Annotated in this window: 19 protein-coding genes, 1 tRNA gene and 1 pseudogene; 1 reads left to right on the forward strand and 20 read right to left on the reverse strand. The window is 49.3% G+C overall.

Annotated elements, in window-relative coordinates; genetic code table 11:
• The 7 genes from QZ135_RS18955 to QZ135_RS18985 all read right to left on the reverse strand — a co-directional run.
• A partial coding sequence (locus tag QZ135_RS18955) for a hypothetical protein (protein WP_294612943.1) occupies positions 1-1,029 on the reverse strand: 1,029 nt, incomplete at its 3' end.
• Between the two features lie 23 nt (positions 1,030-1,052).
• Entirely contained in the window at positions 1,053-1,292 is a 240-nt protein-coding gene (locus tag QZ135_RS18960) for a hypothetical protein (RefSeq protein WP_032838658.1), read from the reverse strand.
• Positions 1,276-2,157: a hypothetical protein gene (locus tag QZ135_RS18965; RefSeq protein WP_135035926.1), complete on the reverse strand. Its 882-nt coding sequence runs from the start codon at positions 2,155-2,157 to the stop codon at positions 1,276-1,278. The genes QZ135_RS18960 and QZ135_RS18965 overlap by 17 nt, the downstream gene beginning before the upstream one ends.
• A 10-nt stretch (positions 2,158-2,167) precedes the next feature.
• Positions 2,168-3,397, reverse strand: coding sequence for a hypothetical protein (locus QZ135_RS18970; protein ID WP_294612952.1), 1,230 nt, complete (start codon positions 3,395-3,397; stop codon positions 2,168-2,170).
• Positions 3,394-4,164 (reverse strand): N-6 DNA methylase, encoded by a 771-nt coding sequence (locus QZ135_RS18975; protein ID WP_057280040.1) that lies wholly within the window; start codon positions 4,162-4,164, stop codon positions 3,394-3,396. Before QZ135_RS18975 ends, QZ135_RS18970 begins: the two co-directional genes overlap by 4 nt.
• Position 4,165: 1 nt before the next feature.
• Positions 4,166-4,972, reverse strand: a complete 807-nt coding sequence (locus QZ135_RS18980; protein ID WP_057280039.1) for a DUF4121 family protein — start codon at positions 4,970-4,972, stop codon at positions 4,166-4,168.
• Between the two features lies 1 nt (position 4,973).
• Complete coding sequence (locus QZ135_RS18985; protein WP_054349556.1) at positions 4,974-5,237, reverse strand: hypothetical protein; 264 nt, start codon at positions 5,235-5,237, stop codon at positions 4,974-4,976.
• 56 nt (positions 5,238-5,293) lie between these two features.
• Between QZ135_RS18985 and QZ135_RS24965 the strand changes: the two are divergent.
• Positions 5,294-5,480: pseudogene (locus QZ135_RS24965) on the forward strand (hypothetical protein).
• Positions 5,481-5,516: 36 nt separating this feature from the next.
• Here QZ135_RS24965 and QZ135_RS18990 read toward each other — a convergent pair.
• The 13 genes from QZ135_RS18990 to sppA all read right to left on the reverse strand — a co-directional run bounded on the left by QZ135_RS18990 (position 5,517) and on the right by sppA (position 17,069).
• The gene (locus QZ135_RS18990; RefSeq protein WP_054349557.1) at positions 5,517-5,807 is read right to left on the reverse strand and encodes a DUF4120 family protein; all 291 of its coding nucleotides are present in this window, start codon (positions 5,805-5,807) and stop codon (positions 5,517-5,519) included.
• Positions 5,808-5,904: 97 nt separating this feature from the next.
• Positions 5,905-6,384: a hypothetical protein gene (locus tag QZ135_RS18995; protein ID WP_005682989.1), complete on the reverse strand. Its 480-nt coding sequence runs from the start codon at positions 6,382-6,384 to the stop codon at positions 5,905-5,907.
• Positions 6,385-6,432: 48 nt separating this feature from the next.
• Positions 6,433-7,407, reverse strand: a complete 975-nt coding sequence (locus QZ135_RS19000) for a hypothetical protein (protein ID WP_057280051.1) — start codon at positions 7,405-7,407, stop codon at positions 6,433-6,435.
• An 85-nt stretch (positions 7,408-7,492) separates the two neighbouring features.
• Positions 7,493-7,729 (reverse strand): hypothetical protein, encoded by a 237-nt coding sequence (locus QZ135_RS19005; RefSeq protein ID WP_054349558.1) that lies wholly within the window; start codon positions 7,727-7,729, stop codon positions 7,493-7,495.
• A 72-nt stretch (positions 7,730-7,801) separates the two neighbouring features.
• Positions 7,802-8,689: a hypothetical protein gene (locus tag QZ135_RS19010; protein ID WP_057098517.1), complete on the reverse strand. Its 888-nt coding sequence runs from the start codon at positions 8,687-8,689 to the stop codon at positions 7,802-7,804.
• Between the two features lie 3 nt (positions 8,690-8,692).
• On the reverse strand, positions 8,693-9,823 hold the full coding sequence (locus QZ135_RS19015; RefSeq protein WP_057280036.1) for a hypothetical protein: 1,131 nt from the start codon (positions 9,821-9,823) through the stop codon (positions 8,693-8,695).
• A 19-nt stretch (positions 9,824-9,842) separates the two neighbouring features.
• Positions 9,843-10,127 carry a hypothetical protein gene (locus QZ135_RS19020; protein WP_005682994.1) on the reverse strand — a complete coding sequence of 95 codons (285 nt, stop codon included), beginning with the start codon at positions 10,125-10,127 and terminating at the stop codon, positions 9,843-9,845.
• Positions 10,128-10,425: 298 nt separating this feature from the next.
• Positions 10,426-11,661 carry a site-specific integrase gene (locus tag QZ135_RS19025; RefSeq protein ID WP_208080726.1) on the reverse strand — a complete coding sequence of 412 codons (1,236 nt, stop codon included), beginning with the start codon at positions 11,659-11,661 and terminating at the stop codon, positions 10,426-10,428.
• Between the two features lie 472 nt (positions 11,662-12,133).
• Positions 12,134-12,209 (reverse strand) — tRNA-Phe (locus QZ135_RS19030).
• 132 nt (positions 12,210-12,341) lie between these two features.
• Entirely contained in the window at positions 12,342-13,415 is a 1,074-nt protein-coding gene (gene thiL, locus QZ135_RS19035; RefSeq protein WP_294612973.1) for a thiamine-phosphate kinase, read from the reverse strand.
• A 2-nt stretch (positions 13,416-13,417) separates the two neighbouring features.
• Positions 13,418-14,227 (reverse strand): purine-nucleoside phosphorylase, encoded by an 810-nt coding sequence (locus QZ135_RS19040; protein WP_294612976.1) that lies wholly within the window; start codon positions 14,225-14,227, stop codon positions 13,418-13,420.
• The gene (gene lpxK, locus QZ135_RS19045) at positions 14,184-15,287 is read right to left on the reverse strand and encodes a tetraacyldisaccharide 4'-kinase (RefSeq protein ID WP_294612979.1); all 1,104 of its coding nucleotides are present in this window, start codon (positions 15,285-15,287) and stop codon (positions 14,184-14,186) included. The genes QZ135_RS19040 and lpxK overlap by 44 nt, the downstream gene beginning before the upstream one ends.
• 12 nt (positions 15,288-15,299) lie before the next feature.
• Positions 15,300-17,069 carry a signal peptide peptidase SppA gene (sppA, locus tag QZ135_RS19050; RefSeq protein ID WP_294612983.1) on the reverse strand — a complete coding sequence of 590 codons (1,770 nt, stop codon included), beginning with the start codon at positions 17,067-17,069 and terminating at the stop codon, positions 15,300-15,302.
• Between the last annotated feature and the right edge of the window lie 285 nt (positions 17,070-17,354).

A 17,354-nucleotide genomic window follows, 5' to 3' on the forward strand; every position in this document is an offset into this window, starting at 1 on the left:
CACTCCGTCCTCCGGATTGTTGTTCATCAATAATTTTTCCACTTCGCGCCCTTCGTTCTTCAGCAGGCCGCCTTTCTGCACCAGTTGTTTGAGCTCCTTGTCGAAGTCCACATCTATTTCCGAAGCACTTTGTATTTCGATGGCTTTCTGCATAAGGGTATCCTTGTTGTACAGTCCTTTGGTCAGATCCGATACCGCCGATACGGTCGTCTGCGTGTCCAGTTCGTAGGTCTTCTGCGACAGTGCCAGTGAATCGGGCAGTCTTGCCCCCAGATGCACCTGCCGCATGACGGATTCACGTACCATCCCGTTCAGGCATGCCCCGTTGAGCAGGAACGAACGCATGTCCACGGAGCCGTTGCCATAGTCGGAAGTGGAAAAGCGTGCCCCGGCAAAGATGATGACCGTCCCGTTCTTTCTGGTGGGAATCTCAATGGGTGTGGGCAGGATGGTCTCGCACCAGACCTTGGTGTCATTCATGTAGGCGTCCGATACGACCGCCCCCTGATTGGCCGCCTCCCGGATGAATGCGGTCAGGATATCCACCGAATTGAGCCGCCGGTACGAGTCGGACAGTACGCCCCGCACTTCCATGCCTACCGCCCGGATAAGTACCCGTGTGCGCGCGGTCCAGCCCGAATGCTCATTAAGGATGGTGGCGCAAAGCTGTTTCTGCCATACATCGCCACCGGACAGTTCGCGCAGGTACTTGGCCGGCACCCCCATCTTTTCCGAAATCTGGCTGATGGCATTGCCGTGCAGACTGAAATTTCCCTCCGGCATGGTCATTTGCACCCGGTCCGCCGCGCGGAATGAAATGACAGGCTGTTTCTCCTTGCCGCGCAGGTTCACCCCGATGGGGGCGATGAAGTCCTGCGCTATTTTTCCTTCGTCAAGCAGCCGTGCGATGGTCTCCATGACTCCCTGCCGTTTGCCTTCCACCATCCGTTGTACCTTGTTTATGACCACCTGGTTCAATCCCTGCTGTTTTTCTACCGATGCAGGATTCGGCATTACTGTTACTTCCATATTCTTGTTTTTTAATGATAGGTTTATTTCTTTATTCTCCATCCGTTCCTGTAATGGATGGTCCTGATTCCGGTCCGCACATACCCCTGATTCTTGTCATGCCTGTATTCGTACATGAGCAATGCATGGTTTATTGCGGGCAGCTCACCTTTCTCCCTCAGTTTGTCCAAATGCGGCTTTGCCGCCTCCAGGCAGGAAAACCCGCCGAAGAAGCGGTTGCCCGCCATGTTGTAGAGTTCGATAAAATCATAATTTGTTCCCATGGCCTGTCTTGTTTTGGACGGGAGGTTCCATCCCGTATTTTTTCATGAAGCGGATATATTCCTTCTCACTGTATCCGGTCATTCCGAACAGTTCGTAGTAACCGTGTATGAAGGTCTTTTCCGTTCTCGCCTTGTGGGGACTGACGTTCTTGTGGCAGCAGACAATGTGCCTGACGAAGCGGTAACACTTGCATAAGTCCTCCCAGATGGTGTATTCCCTGTCCGTATGAGGTTCGTAATAGCCGCAGGAGAGGTTGATGCAGGATACGGACAGTCCCCTTGCCTTCAGGGTATGCACGTCCGTGCTCAGCCCGCTTGCCGGGTGATACCCGTATCTGCCGGGACTGACGGTCTCCAGGAATTCCTCCGAGCAGAGTTCCATCCCGTGGACTCTTGTAATGATGTCACCGTTGCCCTTGCGGTCACATCCGATGACGAAGCGGCAGTCCGCAAAGAAATCCATGTCGGCTTTCCGGCTGCCTATGCATCCGTTTTCTTCCTGTACGAAGAAAGCACATTTCATCGCCTTGAAACTTTCCAGGCACTTCAAACAGACCCAGATGCCGTTCTTGTCATCGGCACCGATTCCGGTCATCCGTCTGTGTTTATGGTCGTATCCGACAATCATCGATTCCGCGACAAGGTGGGCTGCATACGTGCCTGTCTTGCGGCGGTGCACTTCGTCCATGTGTGCCACGACACAGGGGTAGCTTTTCCGGTTGCCTTTGACCGCGTAGATGTTGCCATGCCTGTCTTTCCGGTAAGCGATTCCCATGCGTCTGAGCTCGTCTGTGATAAACCGGGCCATCCGCTTCTCCCCGCCTGAGGGAGAAGAGATGTTGTAAAGGGCCATTAATCTTTCCATATTCTGATATTTAAGAGATGAATAATTTCTGAATTTGCAGGTAGCTTTTGAATCCGGGTATGGGCCGTCCCTTTTTGAACAGCGTGGAGGGATAGATTTTTCCCTTGTATTCCACCGGAGTCCCTTTCATGATCGTGCCGAAGGCCGTTTGTGTATAATAGAGGGGGTAACACACGTTGCAGTACAGTCTGTTGCTGTCCTCATGTATGCCTCCGCATTGTGGGCATACATACCTCAAGGCTGTTGCACACCCCTGTGTGTGCTGGCAGGAGGCGATCGCCGTACAGCCGTTGTGATTGGTCAGTTCCAGCCTGCTACCGTTCAGGTGGATGTAATGGAACGTATCCAGATAGGGAACCCCTTTTTTGTGCCACCGGAATGCCGGCACCTTCACCGACAGCCGGACATGCACTTCCGTGCCGGGTTCCTCTGCCATTCCGGGTATCTGGCTCATGCTGATGAAATCTTCCGGATGCGTATAGTCGTTGTATTTCTTCCGTAGGTTGATGCCGAGGCTTCCCGCCTGCTCCTTGATCAAATCCATGACAAAGGCATGTGACGTATAGATACGGTCCAGTACGGAAACCTGTATGGCCGGCATTCCGGTTGTGTTCCACACGGCTTTCCTCCATACGACGGCCCTTCCGATCACGTTGTTCCCTTCGTCCCTCGCTACCAGGATGCCGGCACCCGCGAAGTTGGCGTAGAAATCCGCCGCATTGCGCGCCTTGTCTTCGTACCGCATACATGAATTGTGCAGGGTGGACGTGTCTCCGTCCGTAATGGAACTGTAGTTGGATTCCTGATAGGCGTCCAGGAAATCATTCATTCCCGTATGCAACCTGACGGAAACTTTGCTGTCGAGCGTGATGGCGCTGCGGAAATAACTGATCTCGCAGGATGTGTATTCCCGCAGGTTCTTGAACTGTTCGATGAAGGTGGATGGTTCCAGGTCTGTCCGGTTTTCAGGGAACCAGGGTGCCTGAGGGTTGTTCCTGTCCGGGAAATTGGGATGTTCCGGGTCCTTGTTGAAGGCGGTGAACACAATCCGGATTTTCCGGAAGGAACCGCAGTCCGTCCACTTCCGTTTGGTGGACAGGAAATTATATGATCCCCGGATAATCTCCTGCGCCGGGCGGTTTTTCTTCAACTCGGACAGGATGTCCGCCGCGATTACACTTCCGTTTGCCGCCGCATGCGTCAGACGGGATTTCAGTTCGTTGCTTGCATAAAGTTTCATGATATTGTTTTTTTAGAAGTTAAACATGTGGGACGGGATACCGGGGCATCCTTCCGCTTTTGGAATTGTGCCATACGCTGTTTCAGGCCGGAAAGGGGGATGTTCCGGCTTGTCCGGTATTCGTCCTCGCTCATTTTCCGGATGGTGGGAATGCCGGTCGTCGTCAGGACAGGATTCACGAACCATCCGTCCTTGAAGTCCTCGGGGAGCAGGCTGTCATGCTGGATGACCTCACCCACGCATCCGTGTATGAGCATGTTGCAGACGGTCATCAGGCAGCAGGTACGGCTGATGTCCTCCGCAACCAGGTAATTGCCCAAATTGCGTACGTGGTACGCCAGTAGCAGCCTTCCGCTTCCGCAAGTCGGGTCATTCATCCGTTTGCCGGTCGTTTTCTCATCCGTACCGGTACATTGTACCATCAGGTCACAGATGTGCACGGGGGTGAAGAACTGTCCGTGCGCCTGCTGCCCGCTCCGGGAAGAGAGGGCCATGAACAGGTCACCGAACGCGTCGAACCACTCACGGGTCTGCAATTCCCGCTGCATGAGCTGTATCCATCCGGCAAGCAGTTCCATGAAGAAACGGTTCTGCTGCCGTTTGTATTTCCAGTCCTTGACGGGCGGCGCACCGGGTGAGAACCCGTGGGTGACGTAACGCAGGAAATCGTTGAAGACGGACATCGGCTCGTATCCGTTCGAATATGCGAAATCGCAGATAAGCTTCTCAAGCGGACGTAACGCTTGCGGAGTGTTGTACTGTGCCATATTATTCTGATTTTTTATAGATGGTTACTGTATGCCCGTCATGGTCTGTCCGTATCCTGACGGGGGAAACACCAAGGAAAGAGAGGTGGGTTTCCGCTTTCAGCATGTTCCATTCCCATGCGGGGAGTTCCTTCCATTCCATCCGGTATCCCCATAGTATGAACAGGCCTTGGCGGAATCCGTCGAAAAGTCTTCCGTGCAGGATCCCGACCATCCGGTCCAGTTCTTCCTTGGAGTAGACAGTGAATGATTCGTTCCGGTAAATGAACGCGCCTGCCGGCTCAATGTCCTGCCGGCGTTCGATGAGGTATTTTGTCCATTCTTTTGTGGTGTACTCTCCGTACAAGGGTTCAGGTTCCGTATATTTCCATGCCCTGACGGATGTGCGGAACAGGACCGCGCCGTTCTCGTGTCTTCCGGTATGCCCCCATGTCCGGAACTGTTTGCCGCGTATGCCGTCCGGAAGTAATAATCCCGGGTCTGTCGTAACCCAAGGTCCTCCTTCCGTGTTATAACAGGTCCGTCCTTCTTTCTCATGGCAGAACGGCATCCGGGGAAGAAGGCAGAGCTGGGCTTCCCGGCCATCGCTTCTTTCAATGTGCGCCTGCGGATAGTAGTCGCCGCCACGGGTGGTATAAGTGACGGTGTCTCCGGCTACGGGTGCCGGGTTCTCTTCCCGCTCTTTCCGCATCCTGGAGATCAGCCGGTTCACTTTCTCCACATCGCGCTCCTCTATGGAACATGCGCATCCTTCACGCTCATTGAGCCGGACCAGGCTTTTCAGGTCATAAAAGTTACTGTATTCCATGTCATGACCGGTTTTGTTGGTACAATCCGACCTGGCGGGCAACCATGTCACAGAATTTCTGTCCGTTCTCCTTCTCGCTTCTGAAATAGGCGATTATGTCCCAGAGGTTCCGGTTGAAATAGCCGGTCCATTTCTCGTAGTAGTGGCTTCCGTCGACCTTCCCGAACGTTTCTTCAAAAAGCGCGGGAGTCAGTTCCTCATCCCCGTGATGGTTGTATTGCCACAGGGAGACAAGCAGCATTTGGTTGTAATCCAGTGTTTCCATATCTGTTCTTTTTTAGTGAGACATCTGCCTACACGGGTAGGCATTTTTATTTCTTGATGTCTTTCCTGCCTGTTTGCCGGGGATTGTGCAAGGCTTGGCAAAAGAAAATACCGGAGCGGAGCGAGGATGATTTTCTTTCAGCCAACCCAGCCCCTGCAAGGGGCCGCCTTGCGCAATCATCCCGGCAAACGGCTATCTTTACAGCAAGAAATGAAAAAGCGGACCTCAGCTTTTCAGTTCTGAAGTCCGCTTTCCGGTCATTTTGGAATTTCATGCTTTTCAGGTATGTATCTGCCATCCGTGGAACGGCTGCAATGTTATGGCGAACGATCTGTCAGGAATTCCGTGATAGAGCAGACCTCCCACGATACCAGTTTTTCCGTCGGGATAGCGTTGTGTGAAGCCGAACGAGTATGGGGCATGGTCATAACAGAGTGAAATCTCGCTGGGCCGGTCGGGATTTTCCTCCCAACTCTTCAACCGGTCCAGACATTTTTGGAGCGAGGTGTCGCCGATGGATTCAGCATAGCGCTTTACATTCTCGAAATGTTCTTCATTCAGGATTTTCATGACTTTTGCGTTTTATCTGTCGTTAAACAATGAAGAAGCGGACCTCGGCTTTTCCGCTTTGAAGTCCGTTCTCCGGTCATTTTGGGATTTCATGCTTTCAAATGAAAGGCAAGGCGGTGTCTTCCAACATGGGGGCCAGCATCCGGCACATCTCGTAAGCCGCCCTGTTGCGCCCGTCAATATGGCTCGGCTCACGTTTTGCCATACCGATGATGCATGCTTTCATCACTCTGAAGAAAGCCTGTTCCAATGTCTTGTGAAAATAGGGAAGGGTTTCGGCGAAACGTTCCGGATTGAACCCCATGTCATTCAACGCCTGTTCCAGTTTCCTGGCCGTCTTGTATTCACGGCTTTCCTCCAGTCGTTCCGGAATGTCGCCGAAACGGGCTGTATGCAACTGGCGTTCCAGCTCGGTTACGGTTACTGAAAGTAGTAGTTGGATGGCGGCGACATTGCCGATTCCGAATTTCTGACCGTCGGTTGTGTGGAACTCGATTATGTCCACAGTACCGTTTTCCTGCATTCTCTTGTAGTGGGCAAGATTCTCGCCCAACATTTTTGCTTTTTGATTGTCCATAATCTTATTTTTTGAATTGGTATCTGATTCGTTCTTGTGTAGTTGTTTTCAGTCAATCCAGAATGTGCCGCAATGCGGACATTTGGTTCCACATGGGAAACTGTTTATATAATAGGTGTTCCTGTGGCGCTTATGGTTCATGTCTCCCAAGGTGCATCCGCCTTCCCGGAATCTTTTTTCATAAAGGGCTTCCTGTTTCTGATGCTCGCTCATGCGGCTTTTCCGCATGGTGGACTTCAACGGCTTCATTCCGGTTTTCCACCGGGTGGAATCACACCAGCTGTTCAGCATCCCGCAGATTTCATTGGCATAGGAATAATGCACTTGGGAGTCCGTAAAGAGGTTGTCCCTGCAAAACGGGAGGGTGATGTCCGTTGGCAGCCTGACATGGTATCCTGCACCGTTGCGGCTGTCCGCAATGGCAACGATGACATCTCCGTAGAACCGGATGCGCTTGAAATCATTTCCGGTATCTCCCGTGAACAGTCTGGAGAATATGGCATTGAAATAGATGCGGAGCTCGCCTCCGTATGGGGCATTGGTCAGAAGCTCATGAAGCTCATCGGCAAACTGCCCTTTCTTCAGCTTGAACACCCGCCTGATTTTACGGAGGGAGATGGCTTCGGACTCTTTGCGTGCGTTACTTCCGTACACGTATCCTTCTATCTCCACTCCCAGGGAATAGAACATGTTGGTGACGGCGGAGTTGTCTATCAGCTCATCTGTCGGATCGATGCTGTTCCGTTCGTAAAGCAGGTCTTTTATGCCTTCTTCATTTCGGGCATATTCGTCGGCTTTTCCGTCCGCTTCCATGGCTTTCCTTATATCTGCAAGATACTCTTGCAGGTTGTCGTGCTCCTGTTCGGCATACCATTCCCAGACCTGTTCTTCCAATGGATGGAGGCTGTTCCGTCGGATGCACCGTTCCTGCAAGTCCTCATGGTTGTCCAGATTCTCATTGTAGTCCACATAGTAGAGGCTGACATATCGGGGGACATAGTCTTTCCAGGATTTCGGGGGCATATTCAGACTGCTTTCCGTCCGGTGACCACCTGATGATTGTGGATGGTTTTCTGTCAAAATTGTTGTGTTCATTTGTCTATTCGAATTATTGTCCGGCAAGGGTGTTGACTGTACGCATTTGGGAAAGTTGCAGTTTCACCACCTTTATTTTTTCAATCAGTTCATTCTCTCTTCGGAATGACGGGGTACATTTTGTACGCCGCATCCCGGCTCCCCAGGGGATTTTGTCACACGCCTTTCTCAGGCGTGCCCTTTCGGTGTCCAGGGCGGACTCCAGACGTGCAAGTTTGCGTTGCAACGATTCTTCGGTCATTGTTTTCATGATTCCATCATTTTTTTGAGATATGACGACTGCCGTTATCGGGCTGTCGCCATACCGGGTTGATTATTCAATTTACATTTCCGCCTTTTCTCTTCTGATATTGCGTAAGGCGTATAGCAGGTACAGGAACAAGTCCCTGTCATAAATCCGGAAGAAGAACGGCTCTTGCGTTTCCTTGACCGTTCCGGTAAATGATACGGACTCCCGGTTCATGGGGAACTGGAGAAGTTTTCCGTTTGCCAGCAGGGTGTGCCTTCGTTTTTTTGCCTCTTCCAGAAAGATTTCCATATCATCCCGCCTCTTGTGTGCGGAGAAATAGAGGAAATGATGGCGGCGCAGGCTGAGCAGGATTTCCGCCATGTTTTTTCTTGCGTTTCGAATATCCGGCTCCTCATCCGGGCCGGTGACCAGGTTGCAGATGAATTTTTTCTCTCCGTCCGTATCAGTGAAGAAATAGGGTGTGAGAAGATACTGCCTGTTTGTTTTGCCGGTAATGGCACAGGCCGGCCCTTTGGTGACACCGCCTCTGAAAGTGAGGCTCCGGTAATGTCCCTCCATCTGCCTTTCCAGTTCTTTTCTGGGTGTGGTGACGGAGCGCAGTCCGGTGAAATAACGTCCTTCCACATGAAAACAGAATGTGTACAGGTCTCTGAAGCAGGGCTCGCCGATGAAAAAGAAATTTCTGGTATGTCGGACGGGCGGCAGCATATCCATGTTCTCATAGTATTGGCTTTCTGTTATTTCCTTGAACGGAAGGCACTTGGATTTCAAGTGGATACGGAACATCTTGTCTGCCGTGTTCCTTGAGACGGTGACAAGCCGGGGATTGTCCTCTCCGGCTCTCAGCTCTTCCAGCGTCTTGTGGGTATAATCGCAGTGTATGCCGTCCGACATGGAGGTAAGGAAGCTCCCGTCGAAACGGTACGGGTCGATGACGAATCCGGGTCTTGCATTTTTCATGGCTCAGATGTTTTGAAGGTTCAACACTCTCTTGGCGGCACTGAGTGCATTGGAGGTAAGTTGCCGTTGCCATGCCTTGTTTTTGGGTGACCAGCGGAATCCGGCGGATTTCAGTTCCTTGCGTCTGCTGTCTTCGGGAATTCTGTCAAACAGGATTTGAAGGCGGTCTTCCCCATAGTTCCATACAAGTGTTCCGCCCTCGAACGGCACTTCCTTGCTTTCCTGACTTTGCACCGCTTTCAACTTTTCGCGCATCCGTTCCGCAAGTTCCGGCAATTGGAAGAATTTGTTTCTTTGGGTGATGACGGGTTTCTTCACCCTTGCGTTATATTCGGAAATGAAGTCCACCGCTCTGCGGACGATTTCCACTTCCCCGTGATTGGCAAGGGTGGAGACCTTGTTCAGGATGCTGCTGACGAACAGGGCACGGCTGTAGCCCCGGCATTGTCCGGTATCAATCCCGTGGATGGTGTCGGCGCTGCTCCTGATGTCGCGTTTGAGCGTCTGCCATGCCTTTTCCCGCTTCTCTTCCTCCGGTCTGGCGGTTTCCTGTTTCCGTTTGACGGATACAAGGACCTTTTGCCGCCAATCGCGGAATTCCTCGTAGCGGTTCCGGTAGCTTTTGTTCATTTTTTCCTGCCTGCGGTAATCAAATCCGCCCCGTCCCGTCACCATCGGGTTGGCGCAGCGCGAGAGGGCCGAGAGCTGGGCGGACAGCTTTTGCCGGTAGGCGGTGATATAGGTTTCCCGTTCCCCTTCCGGCATGAGTTGCAGGTCGTTGTGCAGCTCCTCCCCGTAAACCATGATGTCCGTTTCTCCGCGAATCTCCGGATCGAAGGAACTCCAGGCGTATGCGTCGCAGGCCTGTTTCCACATATCCTCCAGATAGCCCGGATGTTTGAATGCTATGGCTTCCCAGTCTTTGAAGTTACTGGAATGCAATTCGTTCCGGTCTTCCGGATTTCCGTACAGATGTACAAAGTGGTGCATTCCGTGATGCTCCTTTCTGAAATGGAACGGTACGGGAGGATGGTCCGTACCCTTTTCCCGGACCATCGTGACCCGGTGTGCGTTCTTTACGGTAAGGTCCGTTACTTGTTCTTCCCGGACCTTTGTTGCTGTCGTTTCAGTCATAACCATTGCTTTTTTGATGTCAGCTGTAAATCATTTCGTCCAGTTCTTCGTCCGGCAGTGTGCGGATTTCCTCTTCCGTGCAATAGTAGGCTATGCTCTCGTCCAGCTCGAAAGCTGCCGGGTCGAGGCTTTTGATGCCATCCAGCAGTTCCTGTTCCAGCCTTTCTACGGAAACTGTATAGTTTCCGTCTTTGCCTTGTACTTCCCGTGCCGGATAACTCTTTTCCCGATAGACCAGCGTGGTGATTGCAGGATTCGTATTTTCCTGTCCTGTTCGTACTTTGGTTACTGTCATCTTGTTCATACTTCTACTGTTTTAAAGTTAGACATGACCGGCTCCGTGGAGCCAGTGTTTCGATTTCTTACTTGCCGGGCAGCCCTTTGCCTTGATTGTGCAAGGCTTGGCAAAAGAAAATACCGGAGCGAAGCGAGGATGATTTTCTTTTAGCCAACCAGCCCCTGAAAGGGGCCGCCTTGCGTAATCAGAGAGGCAAAGGGTTATCTTTGCGGGTAAGAAAATGAAAGAATGGCAGGTGTTTATGGATTTTCGGATACAAAAAAAGCCATCCTTGCGGGGACGGCTTTAATGGTGTGTTGTACGTCTATTGCGCCATACGTTTCTTTACATTGTTCATGGCTTCTTTCAGGCTGCTGTTCATGACCCGTGCGTAATGTTGGGTCATGCGTGTGGAGGCATGCCCGAGCATGACGGACACATCCTGCAAGGGAACGTTGTTGGCGAGCGTGACGGTGGTCCCGAAAGTATGGCGGGCCACATGCGTGGTCAGATTTTTCTTTATGCCGCAGAAATCGGCGATTTCCTTGAGGTAGCTGTTCATTTTCTGGTTGCATAAGACAGGCAGGCAGCATCCTTTCTTTATGCAGACCGGGTGTTCCCTGTATTTTTCCAATATGGCCAGGGGAACGGGCAGCAGCGGGATGTTGCTGATGGAAGACGCTTTTCTGCGGCGCTCCAGCTTGACCCTTCCTTTCCTTATCCACCAGTCCCCGAGATTGTCCTGCACCAGATTCTCATTGTTCAGGCCGGCTACATCGGAGAACGCCAGGCCGGTGAAGCAGGCAAAGACAAAGACATCCCTGACCAGTTCAAGCCGGGGAACCGTGAATTTTTTCTTTATGACGGTCTGTAGCTCGTCGTAGGTCAGGAATACCGGATCGGTCTCGTCCTGCTCCATCTTATAACCGTAAAAGGGATTCTTACGCATCCATTCCTTTGCCAATGCCATATTGGTGAATTTCTTGAAGCATTTCATGTAGCGGACTATCGTGTTCCGGCACAAGCCTCCTTCCGTTTTCAGGTAGATGTCGAACGCATGGATGAACTCCGGTGTCAATTCGTGGAAGGTGATGTCCTCCTTGCCATAATAGGAGGGGATAAGCTGCCGCAATTTCTTCACCACATTCTTATATCGGTTAATGGTGACAGGGGAATAGTCTATATTCACCAGGCTTTCCATTTCCTCGATGCCTTCCTGCATGGTGCCGAGCAGCGTACGCATTCCGGTATCTTTTCCGAAAACTCGTTTCAGGATTAGTTTCGGGGTAATCAGGGCCTGTTCCAATACCAGTTCCTTGTGTTTCTCAAGGGCACGGGCATGTAATTCCGCAATATAGGTGTTCAATGCGACGGATGCCCTGTCCCTGCCTTTGCTGCATCCTTTGGCCGCGTTCCATAAGTTCAGAGGCACGCTTCTTTGGATACGTGCGTCGTCATAGTCTCCGTTGATGGTTATCCGCATCAGTACGGGCGCCTCACCGTTTTTCAACAATTTCGTTTTGAGCACGAAAAAAAGAATGTTCATTGTTCCTTGTTTCATCACTTTTGTTTTTTAGAAGTGTTACATCCAATTGTTTCGTCAAAACCGGATGGCATGAGGAGGTGAGACGAAGTGTTAAATTCGGTGGCTTTTTTGAGCGGCTTGTGGAAAAACCATAGAAAAGCCATAAAAATCCCATTTTCCCAGGTTCGAATTGCCTTTGGTATCCCGGGTTCGATTCCTTTTTTTCATTCTGATGGGACATTCCGTAGTTTTAAACTTCTTTCACAATTTCAAGCTCATTCGGTAGTGTGTGCAAAATTACTTTTTTACACCGGAGATTGATGTTGACAAATGGTTGAAAAACAATGAAATATGGTGCGTGTTTATGGCTTTTTTCAAAGCCTTAAAAAAAGCCCCTGAATTGGCAAAATCCAACTTCACAAATATGTAATGAAATGCGTAGCGAGGGTAAAAAAAGAACCCTTGAACTATCTCTAATTCAAGGGTTTTCTAAAAGTGAAAGCTTTTTTGGTGGTGCCACCAGGAATCGAACCGGGGACACAAGGATTTTCAGTCCTTTGCTCTACCAACTGAGCTATGGCACCATATTTTCTCTTTTGCGGTTGCAAAGGTAGTGAAAGTTTTGGACTATGCAAGATGTTTGGACATAAAAAACGCTGATAAATATCTATGTAGTTAATTATCAGCGTTTATATTTTAAGAGAAAAAGTTGATTTCTACTCTGTTTTCTTATTTTCGTCTGTTTTTTCCTCTTGGGATGTTTCTCCTTTCAGTGGGTTCCAGCCTTGTGCTTTCAGTTCAAACTCCTGACCGTCGCGGGTAATTAATGCACAACCTAACTCCGGTTTGGTGATATGCCCAATCAGTTTCACTCCTTCCATTTCAGAAACCTTCTCATGGTCGGCAATGGGGACGGTGAACAACAATTCATAGTCTTCACCACCATTCAGGGCACAAGTAGTCAGATTCATATTGAACTCTTCCGCCATGACGGCTGTCTGGTAGTCAATGGGGATATGCTCCTCGTAAACACGGCAACCCACCTTGCTTTGTGTACAGATATGCAGTAATTCAGAAGATAAACCATCGGAAATATCCATCATGGAAGTAGGCTGGATGCCCTCTTCTGCCAGCTTTTCAATAATGTCACGACGGGCCTCCGGTTTCAATTGGCGTTCCAGAAGATATTCTTTGCCGGAAAAATCAGGCTGTAAATCAGTATTGCCTTTAAGAGCAATCTTCTCGCGTTCCAATAATTGTAATCCCATGTACGCGGCGCCCAAGTCACCGGTCACACAAACCAAGTCCGTCTCTTTAGCACCATTCCGGTAAACCACTTTATCCTTGTCCGCTTCACCGATACAGGTAATGCTGATTGTCAGCCCTGTGAGCGAAGAAGAAGTGTCACCACCTACGATATCCACATCATACTCCTCACATGCCAGACGAATGCCGGCATATAGTTCTTCCATATCTTCTACGGAGAAACGTTTGGAAAGGGCCAGTGAAACCGTTATCTGCTTCGGCGTGCCATTCATGGCATAAATGTCGGAGAAGTTCACAACGGCAGCTTTATAGCCCAGATGTTTCAGTGGGACATAGACTAAATCGAAATGTACACCTTCCATCAGCAAGTCTGTGGTAATCAGCACTTGCTTTTCGGCAGGGTAGGAGAGTACGGCGGCATCATCGCCCACACCATACCGGCTCGATTCATTTTTCAGTTCAATGCCTTCGGTCAATCGGCGGATGAGGCCGAACTCACCGAGGCTTGCTATTTCTGTTCTCATGATTACGCTCTGTTTATCAATTCTCTCATTATCTCTGTCATTTTCGGTTGGGCAGCATCGGCAGCTTTCTGCACTTCTTCGTGCGTCACTTCTACAATTTTGCCTTCCACACCGAGGTCGGTGATTACAGAGATACCAAACACTTTGATTCCACAATGGTTCGCAACAATCACTTCCGGCACTGTAGACATGCCTACTGCATCCGCACCGAAGATATGGAACAATTTGTATTCAGCCGGTGTTTCAAACGTCGGACCTTGTGTGCCGACGTACACGCCATGTTGCACTTTGATACCTTTTTCCGCAGCAATCGCATCAGCCTTGCGAATTAGTTCCTTATTGTATGCTTCACTCATATCCGGGAAACGTGGTCCGTATGGGATATTCTTGCCACGCAACGGGTGTTCGGGGAAGTAATTGATGTGGTCTGTAATAATCATCAGGTCACCGATTTCGAAATCCGGGTTTGTACCGCCGCTCGCATTGGAAACGAACAGCGTCTTGATGCCCAACTCACGCATCACACGTACAGGAAACGTCACTTCCTTCATCGAGTAACCTTCATAGTAATGGAAACGGCCTTGCATTGCCATGATATCCTTGTTGCCCAGCTTTCCGAATATCAGCTTTCCGCTGTGTCCTTCCACCGTCGATACGGGGAAGTTCGGTATTTCCTCATACTTTATTTCGTACTTCTCGGTGATTTCAGTGGCAAGACTGCCTAAACCGGTTCCGAGGATAATCGCTGTCTCTGGTTGTGTGTGCATCCTACCTTTTAGGTAAGCCGCTGTTTCTTGAATGAGCTCTAACATAGCCAATAATATTTTGGTTAAATATATGTTGTTGATTTTGTAAGAATTCTATCTCTATCGGCAAAACGTACAAGCACGGTTTCAATGCTTCCGCCAGTGCCGGATGATGTTGCAACCTTGTCGCATCCTTTTCTGTGGTGACAATCAGCTTCTTTTCTCCATCCAGGTGTTCGAAGCGTTCCTTTATCAATTGCAGGTCTTTATTGCTGAAATCATGATGGTCATCAAACTGGCATAAATCCACGTGGGGCGTATGTGCTTTCAGTTTCTCCACCAATGTGGCAGGCGAGGCAATCCCCGTCACCAGCAATATCCGTTCGTCTTTTCCGAGTGAAGCAAGTGTCCGTCGTTTCTCTCCGAATAATGGGGTCAGTGCACCATACCTGAATGATGAAAAATAGAGTTGCTGATACGGGTACAACTTTAGTCTTTTCGTGATGATGTTGAAATCTATGGGTTTGATATCCTCCGGACATTTCGTCACGATTACGATATGTGCCCGGTTTTTGCCGTCTTCCGGTTCACGCAGACGACCTGCCGGAAGCAGTGTGTCGTCTGAAAACAGTCTGTGGAAATCCGTCAGCAGTATGTTCAGACCTGCTTTTACATACCGGTGCTGAAAGGCATCATCCAATAACACCACGTCCACTTTGGGATTTTCCAGTTTCATCAACTGTTCGATACCGTGGCAACGATTCTCGTCCACAGCCACCCGTATACCGGGAAATTTGGTTTTTATCTGATAAGGCTCGTCACCGATGCGTTTTACGTTTGTTTCGTCTGTAGCCAGTACGTATCCTTTGCTTTTCCGTTTGTAACCCCGGCTCAGCATAGCGACGTTAGCTCCCGTTTGTTGCAACAGCTTGATAAGATACTCCGTGTGTGGCGTCTTGCCCGTTCCGCCCACGGCGAGGTTTCCGACGCATACCACAGGTACGTCAAAACTCTTTGACCGGTAAAATCCCCAATCAAAGAGTTTGTTTCGCAGGCCTACCCCTATCCCGTAAAGCCACGAGACAGGGTATAGCCAATAGTGTATCTTAACAAGCGGTTCTTCCATCCACTCCTTTCTTTAATTGATGTTCAACTCAAACGGAACGCGTGCCTGAATCTTATCGTAATTCTCGAAATTGTTCAGCCAGTCGAACTGGTTATAGATTTCACTGACTTTGCCTTTCAACATACGGGATTGGATATATCCGCCCGGATTCGTATCCATCAGCGTTTCAAAGAAACTCTTCTTGCCCGGATAAGACATCACAGTGTATGCTTCCAGTCCAGCTTTTCCGATGGCCATTTCCAGTGCTTTGTCCAGTCCTCCCAGTTCATCCACTAAGCCCAGTTCTTTGGCTTTGGCACCTGTCCATACACGGCCTTCGGCTATTTTTTTGATTTCATCCGTTGTCATACCACGACCTTCTGCGCAACGTTTCACGAAAAGTTCATAACCTTCGTTCACCATATTCTGCATCAAAGCCTTTTCACCTTCATTCAGCGGACGTCCCATCATGCCGAAGTCGGCATACGTATTCGTCTTGACTGCATCGAATGAAAGACCGATCTTGTCTGTCAGGCCCTTCACGTTGGGGAACATACCAAAGATACCGATAGAACCTGTCAGTGTAGTCGGGTCAGCCACGATACTGTCTGCATTACAAGAAATGTAGTAACCGCCTGAAGCAGCATAATCACCCATTGAAACAATCACCGGTTTCTCCTTCTTCAATTCAGTCACTGCATACCAGATTTGTTCCGAACCATAAGCACTACCACCCGGAGAATTCACGCGCAGTACTACGGCTTTCACGTCTTCATCGTCTTTCAACTTACGTAAGTCGCGGATTACTTTGTCAGCGTTGATTCCTTCTTCGCTACCAGCACGGGAACCTCCGTTGTCAATAGCCCCGTATGCATAATACACGGCAACGATATTTCCACTCTTATCCTTCGGAACGTTCTTCTTCACGTTTATCATATCTTTCAGAGTCAGCACCGGCATGCGGTCATCCTCATCAATGCCGACCATGGTCTTCAGATAATTGCGCACATCATTTTTATATATTAATGTATCGGCAAGTCCGTACTCCATACAATCTTTTGCCGGATAGAACATCAGCATCTTGTCTGCGGCTTCATTCAGTTTCTCTTTGCTCACACCTCTTGATTCGGAAACATCACTCAACATTTGTCCCCAGATACCATTCAGGAATACAGTAACCTGTTCACGGTTAGCGGGGCTCATTTCTGTTGAGATGAACGGTTCAACTGCCGATTTGTAAGTACCCACTTTGAATACCTGCATTTCAACACCGATTTTATTTAGCAGATCTTTATAGAAAATCGGGGTGGAAGCCAGCCCGTACCAGCCGATGGCACCTTGAGGATTCAGTAATACTTTGTCAGCCACGCTTGCCAGATAATACAGGCGTTGCGTATATTGGTCGCCGTAAGCTACTACGAACTTACCGCTGGTCTTGAAGTCGGCCAATGCTTTGCGAATCTCTTCCAGTGAGGCGAAACCTATACCCATAGAGCCGGCTTGCAGATAAATACCTTTGATGTTTTCATTCTCTTTAGCCTTTTGGATAGACGAAAGGATGTCATCCAACCCATATGTTGTTTCATCGTCGCTCAGGAACATTTCGAACGGATTGTCCTGACTGCGTTCGGAAAGCATGCCTTTCAGGTCGAGCATCATCACCGAGTTCTTACGTACCTGAGTTTCAGACTCTGATGAAGACAGCATACCAAATACTATCAGAATACTGACGAAAAATAACACGACGCTTGACACGATTATACCGGTAATGGTGGCCAGCGTAAATTTAAAAAAATCCTTCATTGCATTTATTGTTTTTTGTATGCTAACTTATAAAAGCTAACAAAGATAAATAATTGAGTTGATATTTACCCTATCTGTCGCAAGGTTTTTCATTTTGTCACACTGTCTACCCTAAAACATTATTATCTTTGTGTCGTTTTAAATGTAGGAAGGAGAACAAACCATGAGCAGTGAAATCTATCTAAATACAAAATCTCAATAATCGATAGATAAAGGCTGTCATTTTAAACATAGCACTACACGACGCTGTTCGTGTAGTGCTTTTTATTTTTATACTATTAATTA

Origin of the sequence: uncultured Bacteroides sp., assembly GCF_905207245.1 — a bacterium.
Lineage (GTDB): Bacteria > Bacteroidota > Bacteroidia > Bacteroidales > Bacteroidaceae > Bacteroides.

Coding starts and splice junctions, on each gene's coding strand:
- QZ135_RS18960 (WP_032838658.1), bottom strand. CDS start 1,292: ATGGGAACAAATTATGATTTTATCGAACTCTACAACATGGCGGGCAAC.
- QZ135_RS18965 (WP_135035926.1), bottom strand. CDS start 2,157: ATGGAAAGATTAATGGCCCTTTACAACATCTCTTCTCCCTCAGGCGGG.
- QZ135_RS18970 (WP_294612952.1), bottom strand. CDS start 3,397: ATGAAACTTTATGCAAGCAACGAACTGAAATCCCGTCTGACGCATGCG.
- QZ135_RS18975 (WP_057280040.1), bottom strand. CDS start 4,164: ATGGCACAGTACAACACTCCGCAAGCGTTACGTCCGCTTGAGAAGCTT.
- QZ135_RS18980 (WP_057280039.1), bottom strand. CDS start 4,972: ATGGAATACAGTAACTTTTATGACCTGAAAAGCCTGGTCCGGCTCAAT.
- QZ135_RS18985 (WP_054349556.1), bottom strand. CDS start 5,237: ATGGAAACACTGGATTACAACCAAATGCTGCTTGTCTCCCTGTGGCAA.
- QZ135_RS18990 (WP_054349557.1), bottom strand. CDS start 5,807: ATGAAAATCCTGAATGAAGAACATTTCGAGAATGTAAAGCGCTATGCT.
- QZ135_RS18995 (WP_005682989.1), bottom strand. CDS start 6,384: ATGGACAATCAAAAAGCAAAAATGTTGGGCGAGAATCTTGCCCACTAC.
- QZ135_RS19000 (WP_057280051.1), bottom strand. CDS start 7,407: ATGCCCCCGAAATCCTGGAAAGACTATGTCCCCCGATATGTCAGCCTC.
- QZ135_RS19005 (WP_054349558.1), bottom strand. CDS start 7,729: ATGAAAACAATGACCGAAGAATCGTTGCAACGCAAACTTGCACGTCTG.
- QZ135_RS19010 (WP_057098517.1), bottom strand. CDS start 8,689: ATGAAAAATGCAAGACCCGGATTCGTCATCGACCCGTACCGTTTCGAC.
- QZ135_RS19015 (WP_057280036.1), bottom strand. CDS start 9,823: ATGACTGAAACGACAGCAACAAAGGTCCGGGAAGAACAAGTAACGGAC.
- QZ135_RS19020 (WP_005682994.1), bottom strand. CDS start 10,127: ATGAACAAGATGACAGTAACCAAAGTACGAACAGGACAGGAAAATACG.
- QZ135_RS19025 (WP_208080726.1), bottom strand. CDS start 11,661: ATGAAACAAGGAACAATGAACATTCTTTTTTTCGTGCTCAAAACGAAA.
- thiL (WP_294612973.1), bottom strand. CDS start 13,415: ATGAGAACAGAAATAGCAAGCCTCGGTGAGTTCGGCCTCATCCGCCGA.
- QZ135_RS19040 (WP_294612976.1), bottom strand. CDS start 14,227: ATGTTAGAGCTCATTCAAGAAACAGCGGCTTACCTAAAAGGTAGGATG.
- lpxK (WP_294612979.1), bottom strand. CDS start 15,287: ATGGAAGAACCGCTTGTTAAGATACACTATTGGCTATACCCTGTCTCG.
- sppA (WP_294612983.1), bottom strand. CDS start 17,069: ATGAAGGATTTTTTTAAATTTACGCTGGCCACCATTACCGGTATAATC.